This window comes from Photobacterium ganghwense (assembly GCF_003025595.1).
Classification (GTDB): domain Bacteria; phylum Pseudomonadota; class Gammaproteobacteria; order Enterobacterales; family Vibrionaceae; genus Photobacterium; species Photobacterium ganghwense.
Window position 1 is genome coordinate 508,943 of record NZ_PYMI01000003.1, and the last position, 14,692, is coordinate 523,634.

Genomic DNA, 14,692 nt, shown 5'->3' on the forward strand with positions numbered 1-14,692 from the left:
ACAGGCAGAGAAGAAAGGCGAGTGTCAGACTCGCCTTTTTCGTCGGTGCGCATATCTGATTGCACTGCGTCAGACACGCTTTATGTCAGAGAGGCAGAAATTCCGCAGACTGCACTCTTCCCCGATCATCAAAATGAAGGGAAAGTGAATGCCATCGCATCTGCTGTGCCGGGAAGGTGGCCAGTGTGGTGTTCTGTTTCAGAGATAGCGCCGCTTGTTCGCCACTGCTGATGACAACATCCAGACCTTTAACGGCGTTGACAATCTGGGGAGCATAGGTTGGGGCAAACTGGCTCAACAGGACGACTTTGTTGATGCCCTGAATTTGCAGGCGATCGACGGTATTGGCGATCAATTGCAGATCTTCAGTCTGTGGGGAAGCATCCGGTTGTGGCGACTGGCGAATCAGCGATAAATAGGCAATTTGCTCACCGTGTATCTGCTGAACAAAGGCTTCGGCACGGGCTTTTTTCGGATTATACGCGTACAGTTGTGCACCATATTGCGCCGTACCGAAATTGATATTACTGGCCAGGATTGCCTGTTCAGGTAACAGTGAGTCAGCCACCTGACGTGCGGTGACCGGGTTGAGCATCAATGCGGTTACATAAGAAAAAGCCGGGGTCAGCACCGGCTGTGATGGCCACTGATAGGAGTAAAATGCCAGATAGCTCTGGTTTTGGGTGGCTGTATTTGCTGCTGTCTGGTGTCGGCGAAGATTATCGTTCAGCCATTGCTGCGTCGCGTGCTGATCAAAGCGGTTGTGAGACGTTAACAGGTGCGTAGGCGCAAGCGTGATGAAGCTGAGGGTAACCGTCACGGGCTGAGGGGCCTTGGGCGTACACGCTGAGAGCAGAAGCCCGATGATGACCAGACTGAGTATTCGAAGCATAACAGGCAAAGTTAGTGTGATTTGGCTCACTATTTTCCGGCAATTTCACTCGATTATCAAATATAAACATCATTGCATTTGACGGGGCAGGTGAGGGTTTCGCTGGGGGCCAAGAAGAGCAGGGCTCAAGGATGCTATTTCGAACCGGATCAAAGAGGGAAGGAGAGATCGAAAACACTGCTGACGTGACAGGCAGAAGCAGAAAAAGAAGACGCAGAAAATCGTAAGATAAAACGGGGACTGCTCCCTCGTAACTGAGTGACGAAAAAGGCCAAATAGGATGAAACGCACACTTTTAACGCCTATCCGTACATATATCAAACGATTGAATTTTTTTGCATGATTTTTTTGTTGACTCAACAGAGGCAATCCGTAGAATGCACACCATACCGCAGCGGCAAGGCCGATAGCGGATATTCAGAGGCGCGTTGGCAGAGTGGCTATGCAGCGGATTGCAAATCCGTGGACCTCGGTTCGACTCCGGGACGCGCCTCCATTCTCAAAGTTCTCATCCGGAGTGCTTTGAAGCAGACAATTAAGATATGGCATTAAGCGATATCTCACAAAATTGTGTGCCCTGGTGGTGAAATTGGTAGACACAAGGGATTTAAAATCCCTCGCCGTTCGCGGCGTGCCGGTTCAAGTCCGGCCCGGGGCACCATTAAAAATGACGGCTTACAGGTTAGCGCTTGTAAGCCGTTTTTTCATTTCCGCGTTCTGATAAAACGCGTATTCTCATCGCCTCATCGCCTCATCGCCTCATCGCCTCATCGCCTCATCGCCTGTACTAACGGCATTCTGCCCGTTATTTCTTGTTCGCGATTCTTGTTCGCGCTTACGTTCCCTGTACCTTTGCACTTTTATTATTCAGCCACCTAACGCGGTATGCCAGTGCACCACATTGTTAATATGGTGCTTTTTATATGACGTTAACATGGCGAAACAGGTGCTCGCCAGCTACGTTGTTAATACCTCATTTGGCTTGATCAGCGGTGGTTTTAGCCTGATCCACGCGCTGACTGCAAAGGATACGCCATGTCGGAATATTTTATTTATGCCTTTATTTACCTGGTTGCGGCGGTGATTGCAGTGCCTCTGGCTATTTTGTTCGGACTGGGCTCAGTGCTGGGTTATTTGATCGCCGGGGTTGTGATTGGGCCGGTGATCGGTCTGGTGGGTGACGAAACCACCACTATTCAGCATTTCGCGGAATTTGGTGTGGTGATCATGCTGTTTCTGGTTGGTCTGGAGCTAGAACCCAAGTCGTTGTGGGCGATGCGTCATCGCCTGCTGGGGTTGGGTGGGTTACAGGTGGCTGGGACAGCAGCGGCAATTTTGGGGCTGGGTATATGGTTGGGTTTATCCTGGAGCGTGGCACTGGCCATCGGCTTGATTCTGGCGTTATCGTCCACCGCGATAGTGCTGCAAACATTTAATGAAAAAGGGCTGACTCGCACCGAGGGAGGCCAGAATGCGTTTTCGGTTCTGTTGTTCCAAGATATTGCTGTGATTCCGATGCTGGCATTTATTCCCTTACTGGCGTTACCTGAGTTGGTGGAGAAGGCCCGCCATGTCACGCAGCAAGTGGCTGACCATAATGAGGAGCTGAGCCTGATAGCCGGTTTACCGGGCTGGGCCTATGGTCTGGTCATCACAGGTTCGATGGCACTGGTTGTGGTTGGGGGCCACTATCTCAGCCGTCCGTTGCTGCGGTTTGTTGCCTGCTCTGGTCTGAGAGAGATTTTTACAGCAGCAGCACTGATGCTGGTCATTGGGGTCTCAGTGCTGATGACACTGGTGGGTTTATCGCCGGCACTGGGTACGTTTCTCGCCGGTGTTGTCCTCGCCAACAGTGAATTCAGGCATGAGCTGGAAGCCAATATCGAACCGTTCCGCGGGCTGTTGCTGGGGCTGTTTTTTATCACGGTCGGTGCTGGGATCAATTTTGACATTCTGTTTAGCGAATTTTTTCTGGTTATGGGTCTGACTGTCGGGATCATCGTGCTAAAAGCATTGATTCTGTTTGTTCTGGCGACGATCTTCCGGATCCGGAACAGCAGTCGCTGGTTGCTGGCCCTGAGCCTGGCGCAGGCGGGGGAGTTTGGCTTCGTGCTGATCAATTACACCGTGCAGAATCATGTGCTGCCGGGAAGTATTGGTCAGACGCTCTCTCTGGTGGTTGCGATGTCGATGTTGCTGACCCCATTGCTGTTTATCTTTTTTGAGAAAGTCATTTTGCCCCGTTTTGAGCAGACGTCTAATGAACGCGAAGCGGATCATATTGACGAGCAGGGCACGGTCATTATCGCAGGCATCGGGCGTTTTGGTCAGATTGTGAACCGCTTATTAGTGGCTAACGGCATTAAAACGGTCGTACTTGACCATCAGGCAGCGCAGGTCGATAACCTGAGGAAAATTAATACGAAAGCCTATTTTGGTGATGCAACCCGACCGGAATTGCTGCACACCGCAGGGATTGAGCATGCCGCGATGCTGATTATTGCCATAGATAATCGTGACAATGCGATTCAGCTGGTGAAGTATGTTAAGCATAAATACCCCAACTTAAAGGTGCTGGTGCGGGCATTTGACCGTGGTCATGGCTACCTGCTTCGTCAGGCCGGGGCGGATATCATTGAGTCGGAAACGTATCACTCTGCGGTGGAAATTGGTGCCGCTGCCCTTAGGGTATTGGGCTGCTCCCCCGAGTTTGTGGAAAACAGGCAGCATACCTATAAGTCAGTGGATGCCGAGTTGTCGGATGCACTCTACGCTGCATGGAAAAGTGAAGCCGGTGAACAGGAGCGCTTTGACAATAACTACTACAAGCTGTTTATCGATTTTGAAGAGCGCTTGAAAAAAGAGATGGCATTCGGCCGGGAAGACGTGACGGCGCGAACAGACCCTCAGGGCTCGCGAAACGATAGCGAGCCGGAGGTGGCTGAAGGGAAAAGGGATCATTGAGGGGGATTTAAAGGGGATTTAAAGGGAGAGAAACTAAAAAAATTCGGTCAGGTGAAGCAATGACTCAGCAATGACTTATCCATATTCAGCAGACTCTGTTTTACTCAGTACTCAACTAGTTAGCGTCCTGAGCAAAACGAGCAAGCACAAACTCGACAAACAAACGCACCCGCAGCGGAAGGTGGTCGCGGTCACGGTAGAGCATAAACAAGGTTCGGGCTTTACTTTGCCAGTCTGGCAGCACCCGGCTGAGTTTTCCTGCTTCAATCAGCGGCAGGGCATGGTAATCAGGAATATAGCCAATGCCTAACCCTGCTTTAATGGCATGGGTCAGCATCCGGATCTCATCCACTTCCAGCCGGACACCAGTACCGACGAGATAGTCAAACTCTTGCCTTGTATCGGTGTGAATCAGCTCCCAGGTCGTCATCGGATGGCAAATGACGGCAGGATGGCCACACAGTGCGCCGGGTTCGGTAATTGTGTCGATCGGGTAACCGGCCTGAGCACAAACAATAAAATGGATGTCGACCAGCGGGCGTGCGATCCAATTCTCAACAACAGGGCTACCGACCCGAAATACGACGTCGATGGCTTCTGCCTCAATATCAACCAGCGTATTGGAAAATCCGATATCGAGCTGGATATCCGGATATTGCACCATGAAATCGAAAAAAATGTCCCGCAGAAATTGAGAGCCTGCATTGATGGGGGCATTGAGTCGAATTTTACCTTTCGGCTCATGCTTGTCCCGATGCAAGTCTTCACCAATATCACTGAGCTCATCAAATAGTGCGCTGGCTCGCTGGAAATACTGCTGTCCGGTATGAGTCAGCGACACCCGGTGTGCATCGCGGTTTAGCAGCCTGAGTTGCAAGTCGGTTTCTAATTGCTGAATACGGCGGCTGAGCGTGGAAAGTGGCATGGATAAGCTTTGGGCTGCCTGCTTAAAACTGCCCAGTCTGGCCACTGCACAGAAACAGCGCAGATCGTCGAGAGAATAGTTAGGTTTCATTATTGGTATCTACCGTCCTGATATTGCCAGTTTATCCACTAGGTGGAATCAATACACTAAAGGTATTCATCTGACAAGTTATGCGGAGTAACAATGGCATCCATAACCAAGCTTTTATCAATGAAGCTCTCATCAACATCAAAATCCGTGATACTGCTGATTTTATGTACCTTTTTCTGGGGAAGCTGTTTCCCGATAGGCAAGCACGCACTGAGTGAAATACATGCCCTGACACTGGTTTTCTGGCGGTTTGTGATTGCTGCCGCCTGTCTCGCACTCTATCTCCGTTTGATGCGCGGTCAACCACTCTCAATCACACGCAAGCAGTGGTTATGGGTGATACTGGTGAGCGCGGTGGGGGTAGGTGGTCTTAACCTGGGTTTGTTTACCGGCTTAACTTATACCAGCGCCGCCAACGGTTCACTGATCATGGCGCTCAGTCCGCTTATCACTTCTTTGATTGCGTGTCTCGCGCAACGCACCAGACCGACCTTTTCGCAATGTTTCAGTTTGCTGGTGAGTTTGTCGGGGGTATTGCTGGTGATCACAAATGGACAATTTGAGATATTGCTGAGTTTGACTCTAAATCAGGGCGATCAAATGATTTTCGTGGGGATGCTGGCCTGGAGTTTCTACACCTATTTCAGCCAGGGGATCAGCCGCTGGATGCCGGTGATTCCTTACACCTTCGTGGGGATGGTCAGCGGAGCCGGTGTTATTGGTGTGATGTGTCTGTTGACTCCGGATCTGAACCCGATCACGGAACTGTTTAACAGCCCGGCTATTAGTATTATTGATGTAGTGTATATCGGGTTGTTTGGCACAGTGGCGGGGTATCTGCTGTGGCTCAATGGCGTGCGTGAACTGGGATCGTCAACAGCGTCGCTGTTCTTTAATTTTGTTCCGGTCTTTTCTGTGCTGACTGCATTTTTACTGGGGCAGTCTGTTACGCAGTTGCAACTCGTGGGAATTGCCGTGGTGATCCTCGGCCTGATTCTGCCGCGCCTGATGATGCTCAAGCGCAAGCCAGACACGGCGTCCCAGATTGCCTGATAGAGCTGTCTGGCAGTCCGGCTGCTACGGTTCCTCTACGTTTGGCTAACTTGTTATCGTTCTCTCTTGTTATCTTTCGAGTCACCAATAACATGCGACTCAAATAAAAAGCGGCTGGCAGGTATGGCCTGTCAGCCGCTGATTGATATTGGGTCACCGGATTGTTCATTCACCCAGTCAGCTAGCCAGCCTTTACACGTATATTGCATCTCGCATAGGCCAGGTTGGCTGGACGTTGGTTATAGGTATAGATAAATAAGCGAAACACTCCGGCGTCCCTGCGCCACTGCTTTATTCATAGAGGACCAAACGCAGCATGAAATGGACGGCTGATATAGCCCGTCCATTTCCAGGTCGGATGTATGCCAACCGGGGTCGGTTATTTCAGATCGAACCGGTCCGCATTCATCACTTTGGTCCACGCCTTGATGAAGTCATGGACAAACTTCTCTTGCGCGTCATCGCCGCCATAGACTTCCGAAATGGCTCGCAATTGTGAGTTTGCACCAAAGACCAGATCGACACGCGTCGCTTTCCATTTAGCCTGACCAGACTTGTAGTTAATGCCTTCAAACTCCTGAGCATCGTCGGATGTTGACTTCCATTCGGTGTTCATATCGAGCAGGTTAACAAAGAAGTCATTGGTCAGAACGCCCGGTTTGTCGGTAAATACCCCGTGTTGGGACTGACCAAAGTTGGCATTCAGGACACGCAGTCCGCCAACCAGTACGGTCATTTCCGGTGCTGTCAGGGTCAGCAGCTGTGCTTTATCAAGCAGCAGCTCTTCAGCCGAAACGGTGTACTGTTTCTTCGTATAGTTACGGAAACCATCTGCAATCGGCTCCAGTACATCGAAGGAATCGGCATCGGTCTGGTCATCGGTCGCATCAGTACGACCTGGCTCAAACGGAACCGTTACACTGAAACCGGCATCTTTAGCGGCTTTCTCGACAGCCGCACAGCCGCCAAGCACAATCAAGTCGGCCAACGAAACGGCTTTGTTGCCAGATTGGGTGGAGTTGAAATCTTTCTGGATACCGTCGTAAGTACTCAGCACTTTGCGTAACTGATAAGGCTGATTCACTTCCCAGTCTTTCTGCGGTGCCAGACGGATGCGAGCGCCATTCGCGCCGCCGCGGCAGTCGGAACCACGGAACGTCGAAGCGGAAGACCAGGCGGTGTAGACCAGTTCAGTGACAGACAGTCCGGACTCCAGAATGACTTTTTTCAGTGCGGCAATGTCATTGCTGTCAATCAGTGCATGATCTACGGCAGGAACCGGGTCTTGCCAGATCAGGTCTTCAGCCGGCACTTCTGAACCGAGATAGCGGGATTTTGGCCCCATGTCGCGGTGAGTCAGCTTGAACCACGCTCTGGCGAAGGCATCGGCGAATTCATCCGGATGTTGGTGGAAGTGCTCGGAAATCTTACGGTATTCAGGATCTTCCCGCATCGACATATCTGCTGTCGTCATCATGATGTTGACGCGCTTAGAAGCATCTTCCGGATCCGGCGCCTGATTGCTGTCGGTCACCACTTTGGGTTTCCACTGGTTGGCCCCAGCCGGGCTCTTAGTCAGTTCCCATTCATTGCCCAGTAGCATGGCGAAGTATGTACTGTCCCAGGTGGTCGGAGTCGGTGTCCATGCGCCTTCCAGCCCACTGGTGATCGCATCACGGCCTTTCCCGCTGCCATGGCTGCTTTTCCAGCCCAGCCCCATTTGTTCGATAGGTGCGGCTTCCGGCTCGGGTCCGACCAATGCGGCATCACCGGCCCCGTGGCATTTACCAAAAGTGTGACCACCGGCGGTCAGGGCAACGGTTTCATAGTCGTTCATCGCCATGCGAGCGAAGGTTTCACGCACATCTTTACCGGAAGCGACCGGATCAGGATTACCGTCCGGGCCTTCGGGGTTCACGTAAATCAGGCCCATCTGCACCGCGGCGAGTGGGTCTTCCAGATCACGAACCCCCGAATAACGCTTGTTGCCCAGCCATTCGTCTTCGGCACCCCAGTAAATATCTTCCTCTGGTTCCCAGATATCTTCGCGGCCGCCGCCAAAACCAAAGGTTTTGAAGCCCATGGATTCCAGTGCCACATTGCCGGTCAGAATAAACAGATCCGCCCAGGAGAGATTCTTGCCATATTTTTGTTTGATCGGCCAAAGCAGGCGGCGGGCTTTATCAAGGTTGCCGTTGTCCGGCCAGCTGTTCAAAGGTGCAAAACGCTGGTTACCGGTTGAAGCACCACCGCGTCCGTCACCGGTACGGTACGTCCCGGCGGCGTGCCAGGCCATGCGAATCATCAGCGGGCCATAATGGCCATAATCGGCTGGCCACCAGTCCTGTGATGTGGTCAGCACATCTTCAATGTCTTTTTTAACGGAGTTCAGATCGAGCTTAAGGAATGCCTCTTTGTAATTGAAGCCTTCCCCCATTGGATTCGCCTTGCGGTCGTTTTGATGAAGAATTCTTAAGTTAAGCTGGTTAGGCCACCAGTCTACATTTTTGGTTCCAACGCCACTTAAGCGAGTGTTACTTCCGTGCATTACCGGGCACTTACCTTCGTTGCTCATAGGTCACTCCTGTTCGGTAGGGATGATGAGTGCGTCTTTCTTCATGTCGCTTTCAATTCAACTAACTTTCAGTCTGTCGTTTTTACATAGCTCTCTGTTACTGACATTGAATATAGACGCAGCTAGAGCTTGTCGCAGATGGAATTCTCAATAGCATCAATCGGTTTTTTCTATTCGATTGGGTTTTAGTAATCAGTATTTCCGTAAATAGTTCACCGCCGTCATGCTGGGGTATGCCTGAGCGATTCGGTGTGAGAGCGAATATTTTTAAAGATGGTTCGGCAGGAGAGGTATCAGTGCGCCCGGCATCGGCTTAACCGATGATGAGCCAGGAAAGCCGGAAGTATTGGCGAGTGCCGTGACAAGTAAAATGAATCACAGTTGTAAAACTGGAATACAGCGCACACTATCTTGAAGGAGCGGAATAGTGCATAGTATGCCGTACAATGTATGTATATCCATGTAAATGCATCCAGAAGCCTGTATGTAAATCCGCAGTGGATTGTCAGTGCTATGGCATCGCAAATACTAAAATAATACAAACGCTTATGTACAGTCAGGGGCAGTGGGTGTGCTTGGCTAACATACCGACGGTTGCCTTTTTACCTTTGGTCTTTTTCTTGCCGCAGAAGGGAAGGGCACATGGCTGAACTCGCTGAGTGCGGTCGCCAAGGCAAGAGATGAGTGAAAAATTTGATTCGCAAAGATATCTCTCAGTGCGGTATCTTTGACCCATTCACATGGTATCGATTATCTGGCGGGTATAACGCCTGAATTCAATAAGGATTTTGTCATTACAGGTTTCAGTATGAAAAAGAATTTCATTCTGTCTTTATTTATAGGGACACTTAGTTTTGCCTCCTACGGCTCAGATATGATCGACAGCATGGTGGAATTTACCGTTAACCAGATGAAACGGGACGGCGAATTTTCCAACCTTGCCAATGTCTCCGGGCTGAGTGAACAACGGCTTGAGAAAGCGTTTCGTCAGTCTTTGTCGACGTGTCTGAATCAAGAGCCCAAAGATGATGATAATTTTATTGAACACTGCATCAATGAACAGCTGAGTCAGTCATTATCCGTGACAACTACTCAGCTTGATCGCTGGATTGCGCAGCTGGATCAGACCTTAACCCCGTTAGAGCAGTTGGAGCGTGAGATCGCAATGCTGGAAGATCAGATTTATCTGATTGAAAGCAAAGACGAGCTGACAAAGGCAGAAGAAGATCATCTGGCGATGCTGAACAATGATCGCCTCAAGCTTCTGGCCCAGCAGGTCAAATTGCAGGTTAAAGAAGCCGACCAGATGATGGCGGATATACAGAAAATCAGCAGTCAGTCCAAGTAACCCAGTGAGCTGTCAGCACAGCTCCGGCTTTACTGAATACACTGAATGCGAAGACATCGCCGCAGCGTACAAGGATAGACGTTTGCCTTTTGATATCGTCCCTGCCTCACTTGCCGAGGCCAGCGCCATCAACGGATTGACCCGTGAGTTAGGGTATCCGGCCGAAAACGCAGAAACGACCGCTTGGCTGGCCGCATTGCTGGACTCTGAACACCATGTTGTTCTGCTGGCAACATCAAAGGAAACCGTCATCGGTTGGCTGGTGGCGGAAAAGCGGCTGACGCTGGAGTCGGGTTTCAAAGGAGAAATCACGGGGCTGGTTGTGGATGTCCGATATCGAGGAAGTGGCGCAGGGCGTCAGCTGGTTCAGGCTGCGCTGCAGTGGGCACAGGAGGCCGGACTGGAGCGATTGGTGGTGCGATCCAATATTCAGCGCACCGTTTCCCATCAGTTTTATGAGTCATTAGGATTCCGTCGCATAAAAACCGCACACTGTTATGAGTACCTTGGCTAATTATCAATGGATGACAGTGCGGTGCATTGCTTTGCGTGCGAAGCTGAACACCCTGGCTGCAAAAGTGTCTGAAAATAAAAGGCGTCTAAAATAAAGATGTCTGAAAAATTAATGGCTTCTGAAAATAAGGGCGTCTGACAATAAAGGCGTTTGACAAAAAAGGCGTCTGAATCTTCAGAGTTGTGCTGATTAACCGGGAGTTCATCATGTTCCTTTCTCTGCTCGTTGTTACCTTCCTGATTGCATTTGTTGTCTGCTACATCGTCACCCGGGTTTTTGCCAAGCCGATTGACGGGATACTGGAGCGTATCGTGGCAGACGATATCGCCTTTGCATGGACCAAATACCTTAAATTCGCCATTTATGTGGTCGGTATTTCCGGTGGCGTCAGAATTCACTATCTGGAAAGTTTTTTGCGTCCACCATCGGAAAACTTTACGCCGCCGGAACTGACCCTTAACCGCTGGGTGCTGGAAATCTACCGGACGGTGATTGAGTCGTTGCAATCCATTGCCTGGATGCTGCTGGTCTTTTTCATTTTTGCCTTGATTGCTTACGTTATCGTTAAAGCGTTTGAGCTCAACCACAGCCGGAAAATGAGAGGAAACACGGGGCATTCAGGGGAAAAGCCAACAGGCAGTGACGACGCTCAGTAACGCGACCTCGCACGTCCATAACTATCGACTATAGTGTCTGTTATTACTGCAAAGGAGGACGCTATGGATATCACAGTGACGACCACGATCAACCGTGACATTAAAACTGTCTGGGACGCCTGGAACTCCCCGGACTGTATTGTGGAATGGAATGCTGCTTCGGCAGACTGGCACACCACTCAGAGCCAAGTCGATCTCTCGGTCGGAGGCCGCTTTCGTCACCGGATGGAAGCCAAAGACGGCAGTATGGGGTTTGATTTTGAAGGCACTTTTACTCTGATCTCGGCACCGGAACGACTTGGTTATGTGATGGATGACGGCCGTAAAGTGGCTGTCACGTTTCAGGCTGACGGGGAAGCGACCACAGTGACGGAAACCTTTGACGCGGAATCAACCCATACTATCGAACAGCAGCGCGATGGCTGGCATAGCATTCTGATGAATTTCAAACGGTTTGTTGAGGGTGGCAAGGCTTAATACCCGGTAGGCGATCTCGTTTTCAAGGAAGATTTAACAACAACAAGGAGAAAGATGATGAAGCATGGCATCGTAAAAGCAGGGCTGCTGGGCATTGCGCTGGCAATGTCCGGGCAGGCTGCCGCTAAAGAATGGAAAGAGATCAAGTTCAGTGTGGAAGGGGCTTATCCACCGTTCAGCTGGACTACACAGGATGGTCAGTTAGCTGGGTTTGAAGTGGATCTGGCACGGGCATTATGTGAAGAAGTTCAGGTGAAATGTACGATACGCGCGCAAGACTGGGACGGCATTATTCCGGCATTATTGGCCCGTAAGCATGATGCGATCATCGCCGCGATGACGATTACCCCTGAGCGTGAACAAAAAGTCCGCTTTACCATTCCTTACGCCAAAGTGCCGACCCGGTTTGTGACCAAAGCGGATCGCAGCATTGAATTTACACAGGCCGGTATGAGCGGGCTGAAAGTCGGCGTGCAGCGCGCCACGATTGGTGACAAGTACCTGTCTGAAATGCACCCGGATGTGAATATTGTCCGCTACGGTACGTTTGATGAAGCCTTCATGGACTTGCGGGCAGGGCGTATTGACACCGTTTTCGGCGGAGCGATTGGGTTGCAGAGCGGTTTGCTGGATAAACCGGGCGGGGATGCGTTTCATTTCACCGGGCCGTCGTTTACTGAAGAAAAATGGTTCGGCCGTGGCGTGGGGATTGCCGTCCGCAAGCAGGATAAGGATTTGGCAGAGCTGCTGAATCGTGGCATCACGGCACTGCATGAGAAAGGCATTCACCAGAAGATCGCCAGCCAGTATTTCTCATACGATATTTATGCCGTGAACTGAATTCTCAGACATAAAAATCACGGACAAGGACGAAACGATAGCGGCAGACGTATTGCCTTGTCACACATTGCTTTGTTACGCATTGCCTCGTTAACCCGCTAATCGTTATTATCTGAAAAGGCCAGCAATAACGCTGGCCTTTTCCGTTTTGTTTTCTCAGGTAGGCACTTCAGGTAAGCACTCTCAAGGCTCGAGTTTGACTGACCACTCGGAGCTTTTACCTAGCACTCGTAGTTTTTCCTAGCACTCGGAGCTTGTGATACCACTCATAACCACTCACTCTCTAGCCAAGATCGTCCAGGGCGAAACATCAGTCTGCACGCTGATCGGCGAGAGGCTGCTGGCCATATACGCTGATTTCCGTACGCAAACCCTTAAGCAGGCTGACACACATCAGCAGGAGCACAAAGGCAAACGGCAGCGCTGTGGTCACCACTCCTGACTGCAATGCCTGCAAGGCTTCGGTGCCGCCAATCCACAGCATGGCAGCGGCAATGGCTCCTTCAACGGAGGCCCAGAAAATACGTTGTGGAATCGGCGCGTCCACTTTGCCCCCGGCCGTAATGCTGTCGATCACCAGCGAACCGGAGTCCGAGGAGGTGATGAAGAACACGATGATCAGCACAATCGAGATAACGGAAATCACCGAACCAAACGGCATCGCATCGTACACATGGAACAGAGTCAGTGAAATATCTGTCAGGCCATTAGCACCCAGTTCACCTACCTTATTTACGACCTGATCAATGGCAATCCCGCCAAACACCGCCATCCAAATCAGGGTCATCAGGGTTGGAATAAAGACAACGGCAATCAGGAACTCTCGCACTGTCCGGCCTTTCGACACCCGGGCAATGAACATGCCGACAAATGGCGACCAGGAAATCCACCATGCCCAGTAGAAGACCGTCCAGCCGTGCATCCAGGTGCTATCTTCACGACCATGCGGGTTGCTCAGCGGAACGATATTCTGCAGGTAACCCAGAATGGTGTCCGGCAGTGCCACAGAAACCACATCGAAACCTATCACCGTCACGAAAATTAGCAGTGCCAGAGCAAACAGCATGTTGATGTTACTCAGAATTTTCACCCCGCCATCAATCCCGCGCACCACAGAAATAATGGCCAGCACCGTGACAAAGGCAATCACCGCCATCTGCATTCCCAGCCCGCTGTTCAGGCCAAAAACATGGTTGATGCCGCTGGTGGCCTGCTGAGCACCCAAACCCAAAGAGGTCGCCAGACCAAACAGAGTCGCCAGCACTGCCATGATATCAATAGCATGACCCATCCAGCCCCAGGCCCGATCTCCTACCAGCGGATAGAAGATAGAACGCATCGATAATGGCAGGCCCTTGTTAAAGGCAAAAAAGGCCAGAGCCAGGGCGACGATGGCATACATGGCCCAACCATGGACTCCCCAGTGGAACATGGTTGCGCCCATTGCCAGCTGGCGGGCTTCGTCAGAGTAGGGTTCGACATTCAACGGCGTACCGAACCAGTCGGTAAAATACGCGGTGGGTTCAGCGACACCCCAGAAGAGCAGGCCGATACCCATACCAGCGGCAAACAGCATCGCCAGCCACGACCAGGTGGAGTGTTCAGGCTTTGCATCCACACCGCCAATTTTGATTTTCCCGTAGGGAGAGAGGATCAGCCCGAAACAGAACAACAGAAAAAAGTTAGCTGACCACATGAAAAGCAGATCGAAGTTTTCGATGATACTCATTTTGACGCCATTGAGCGCATCCTTGGCTGTGTTGGCATCGACCGCCAGCAGGGCGGCGAGGAATAGCAGGATCAGACCGGCACTGATACCAAAAACCGGGTTATGGACATCGAACCCCCATTTCTGAATATTGTCCTGTCCGACCTGATAATCGGTTGTTTCTATACTGTACTTCTTAAAAGAGTTATCCATACATTGTTTAAAAGTTTTGTCCTCAAAGCTTTGCTGTCGAATCAGCGCTATGGGATGACTCTGAAAACACAAACTAATTAGACCTCTAAATAGTTAAATGTGGCGAGAATGTTATCATTACCGTGGTTTTGAGACAAGCCTCCCGCTTTTTGGGTTGAGTTAACCAGCGTTTTCTTTGGGTTGTAGTGGTTGCTGGTGACGGTGTCGATTTTGATGCCGATACCATTAAATAATACAAGTATTGTGTACGAACCATTTGGTTTGGGATGAATTGAATTGAATTGAATTGAATTGGCTTGCTTTTGGTTGTTTTTCAGGGGTAGACAAGGGCTGAAACATAAACTGACACAAAAGCTGAGAAGGAAACTGTGTTTGGAACTGTGTACGGGACAGCTCTTGGGGAGAGCCTGTCGCAGGAAATGATGGGTTGGTGGTGG

11 protein-coding genes and 2 tRNA genes are annotated in these 14,692 nt (G+C 50.7%); 9 read left to right on the top strand and 4 right to left on the bottom strand.

Translation table 11 applies throughout. The features are described from left to right. Positions 1-85: 85 nt before the first annotated feature. A complete protein-coding gene (locus C9I92_RS12770; RefSeq protein WP_146149691.1) occupies positions 86-820 on the bottom strand; it encodes a hypothetical protein in 735 nt (244 codons plus the stop codon). Positions 821-1,314: 494 nt separating this feature from the next. On the opposite strand from C9I92_RS12770, the gene C9I92_RS12775 reads away from it, so the two are divergent. The 3 genes from C9I92_RS12775 (at position 1,315) to C9I92_RS12785 (ending at position 3,856) form a co-directional block, all read left to right on the top strand. Beyond that, a tRNA-Cys gene (locus C9I92_RS12775) sits at positions 1,315-1,388 on the top strand. Between the two features lie 78 nt (positions 1,389-1,466). Then, positions 1,467-1,553, top strand: a tRNA-Leu gene (locus C9I92_RS12780). Between the two features lie 374 nt (positions 1,554-1,927). Next, complete coding sequence (locus tag C9I92_RS12785; RefSeq protein WP_047883479.1) at positions 1,928-3,856, top strand: monovalent cation:proton antiporter-2 (CPA2) family protein; 1,929 nt, start codon at positions 1,928-1,930, stop codon at positions 3,854-3,856. A gap of 115 nt (positions 3,857-3,971) precedes the next feature. Here the strand turns inward: C9I92_RS12785 and C9I92_RS12790 are convergent, their stop codons facing one another. After that, positions 3,972-4,871: a LysR family transcriptional regulator gene (locus C9I92_RS12790; protein ID WP_047883480.1), complete on the bottom strand. Its 900-nt coding sequence runs from the start codon at positions 4,869-4,871 to the stop codon at positions 3,972-3,974. Positions 4,872-4,964: 93 nt separating this feature from the next. Between C9I92_RS12790 and C9I92_RS12795 the strand changes: the two genes are divergently transcribed. Continuing rightward, positions 4,965-5,924: a DMT family transporter gene (locus C9I92_RS12795; RefSeq protein WP_242551856.1), complete on the top strand. Its 960-nt coding sequence runs from the start codon at positions 4,965-4,967 to the stop codon at positions 5,922-5,924. 379 nt (positions 5,925-6,303) lie between these two features. On the opposite strand, the gene katG is transcribed toward C9I92_RS12795, so the two are convergent. Further along, positions 6,304-8,499, bottom strand: a complete 2,196-nt coding sequence (gene katG, locus C9I92_RS12800; protein WP_047883481.1) for a catalase/peroxidase HPI — start codon at positions 8,497-8,499, stop codon at positions 6,304-6,306. Between the two features lie 808 nt (positions 8,500-9,307). Between katG and C9I92_RS12805 the strand changes: the two genes are divergently transcribed. The 5 genes from C9I92_RS12805 to C9I92_RS12825 all read left to right on the top strand — a co-directional run bounded on the left by C9I92_RS12805 (position 9,308) and on the right by C9I92_RS12825 (position 12,334). Beyond that, entirely contained in the window at positions 9,308-9,847 is a 540-nt protein-coding gene (locus tag C9I92_RS12805) for a hypothetical protein (RefSeq protein WP_047883482.1), read from the top strand. Between the two features lie 82 nt (positions 9,848-9,929). Continuing rightward, positions 9,930-10,361: a GNAT family N-acetyltransferase gene (locus tag C9I92_RS12810; RefSeq protein ID WP_047883483.1), complete on the top strand. Its 432-nt coding sequence runs from the start codon at positions 9,930-9,932 to the stop codon at positions 10,359-10,361. Between the two features lie 206 nt (positions 10,362-10,567). Beyond that, positions 10,568-11,017, top strand: coding sequence for a hypothetical protein (locus tag C9I92_RS12815; protein ID WP_047883484.1), 450 nt, complete (start codon positions 10,568-10,570; stop codon positions 11,015-11,017). A 63-nt stretch (positions 11,018-11,080) separates the two neighbouring features. Further along, the gene (locus tag C9I92_RS12820; RefSeq protein WP_047883485.1) at positions 11,081-11,494 is read left to right on the top strand and encodes an SRPBCC domain-containing protein; all 414 of its coding nucleotides are present in this window, start codon (positions 11,081-11,083) and stop codon (positions 11,492-11,494) included. 57 nt (positions 11,495-11,551) lie between these two features. Next, complete coding sequence (locus C9I92_RS12825; RefSeq protein ID WP_084712435.1) at positions 11,552-12,334, top strand: transporter substrate-binding domain-containing protein; 783 nt, start codon at positions 11,552-11,554, stop codon at positions 12,332-12,334. 310 nt (positions 12,335-12,644) lie between these two features. On the opposite strand, the gene C9I92_RS12830 is transcribed toward C9I92_RS12825, so the two are convergent. Then, positions 12,645-14,255: a BCCT family transporter gene (locus C9I92_RS12830; RefSeq protein WP_047883486.1), complete on the bottom strand. Its 1,611-nt coding sequence runs from the start codon at positions 14,253-14,255 to the stop codon at positions 12,645-12,647. Positions 14,256-14,692: the final 437 nt, after the last annotated feature.

Bases quoted from the DNA above. Each gene is read 5' to 3' on its own strand.
- C9I92_RS12820 (WP_047883485.1), top strand. From the start codon at position 11,081: ATGGATATCACAGTGACGACCACGATCAACCGTGACATTAAAACTGTC.
- katG (WP_047883481.1), bottom strand. From the start codon at position 8,499: ATGAGCAACGAAGGTAAGTGCCCGGTAATGCACGGAAGTAACACTCGC.
- C9I92_RS12815 (WP_047883484.1), top strand. From the start codon at position 10,568: ATGTTCCTTTCTCTGCTCGTTGTTACCTTCCTGATTGCATTTGTTGTC.
- C9I92_RS12795 (WP_242551856.1), top strand. From the start codon at position 4,965: ATGGCATCCATAACCAAGCTTTTATCAATGAAGCTCTCATCAACATCA.
- C9I92_RS12790 (WP_047883480.1), bottom strand. From the start codon at position 4,871: ATGAAACCTAACTATTCTCTCGACGATCTGCGCTGTTTCTGTGCAGTG.
- C9I92_RS12825 (WP_084712435.1), top strand. From the start codon at position 11,552: ATGAAGCATGGCATCGTAAAAGCAGGGCTGCTGGGCATTGCGCTGGCA.
- C9I92_RS12805 (WP_047883482.1), top strand. From the start codon at position 9,308: ATGAAAAAGAATTTCATTCTGTCTTTATTTATAGGGACACTTAGTTTT.
- C9I92_RS12830 (WP_047883486.1), bottom strand. From the start codon at position 14,255: ATGGATAACTCTTTTAAGAAGTACAGTATAGAAACAACCGATTATCAG.
- C9I92_RS12785 (WP_047883479.1), top strand. From the start codon at position 1,928: ATGTCGGAATATTTTATTTATGCCTTTATTTACCTGGTTGCGGCGGTG.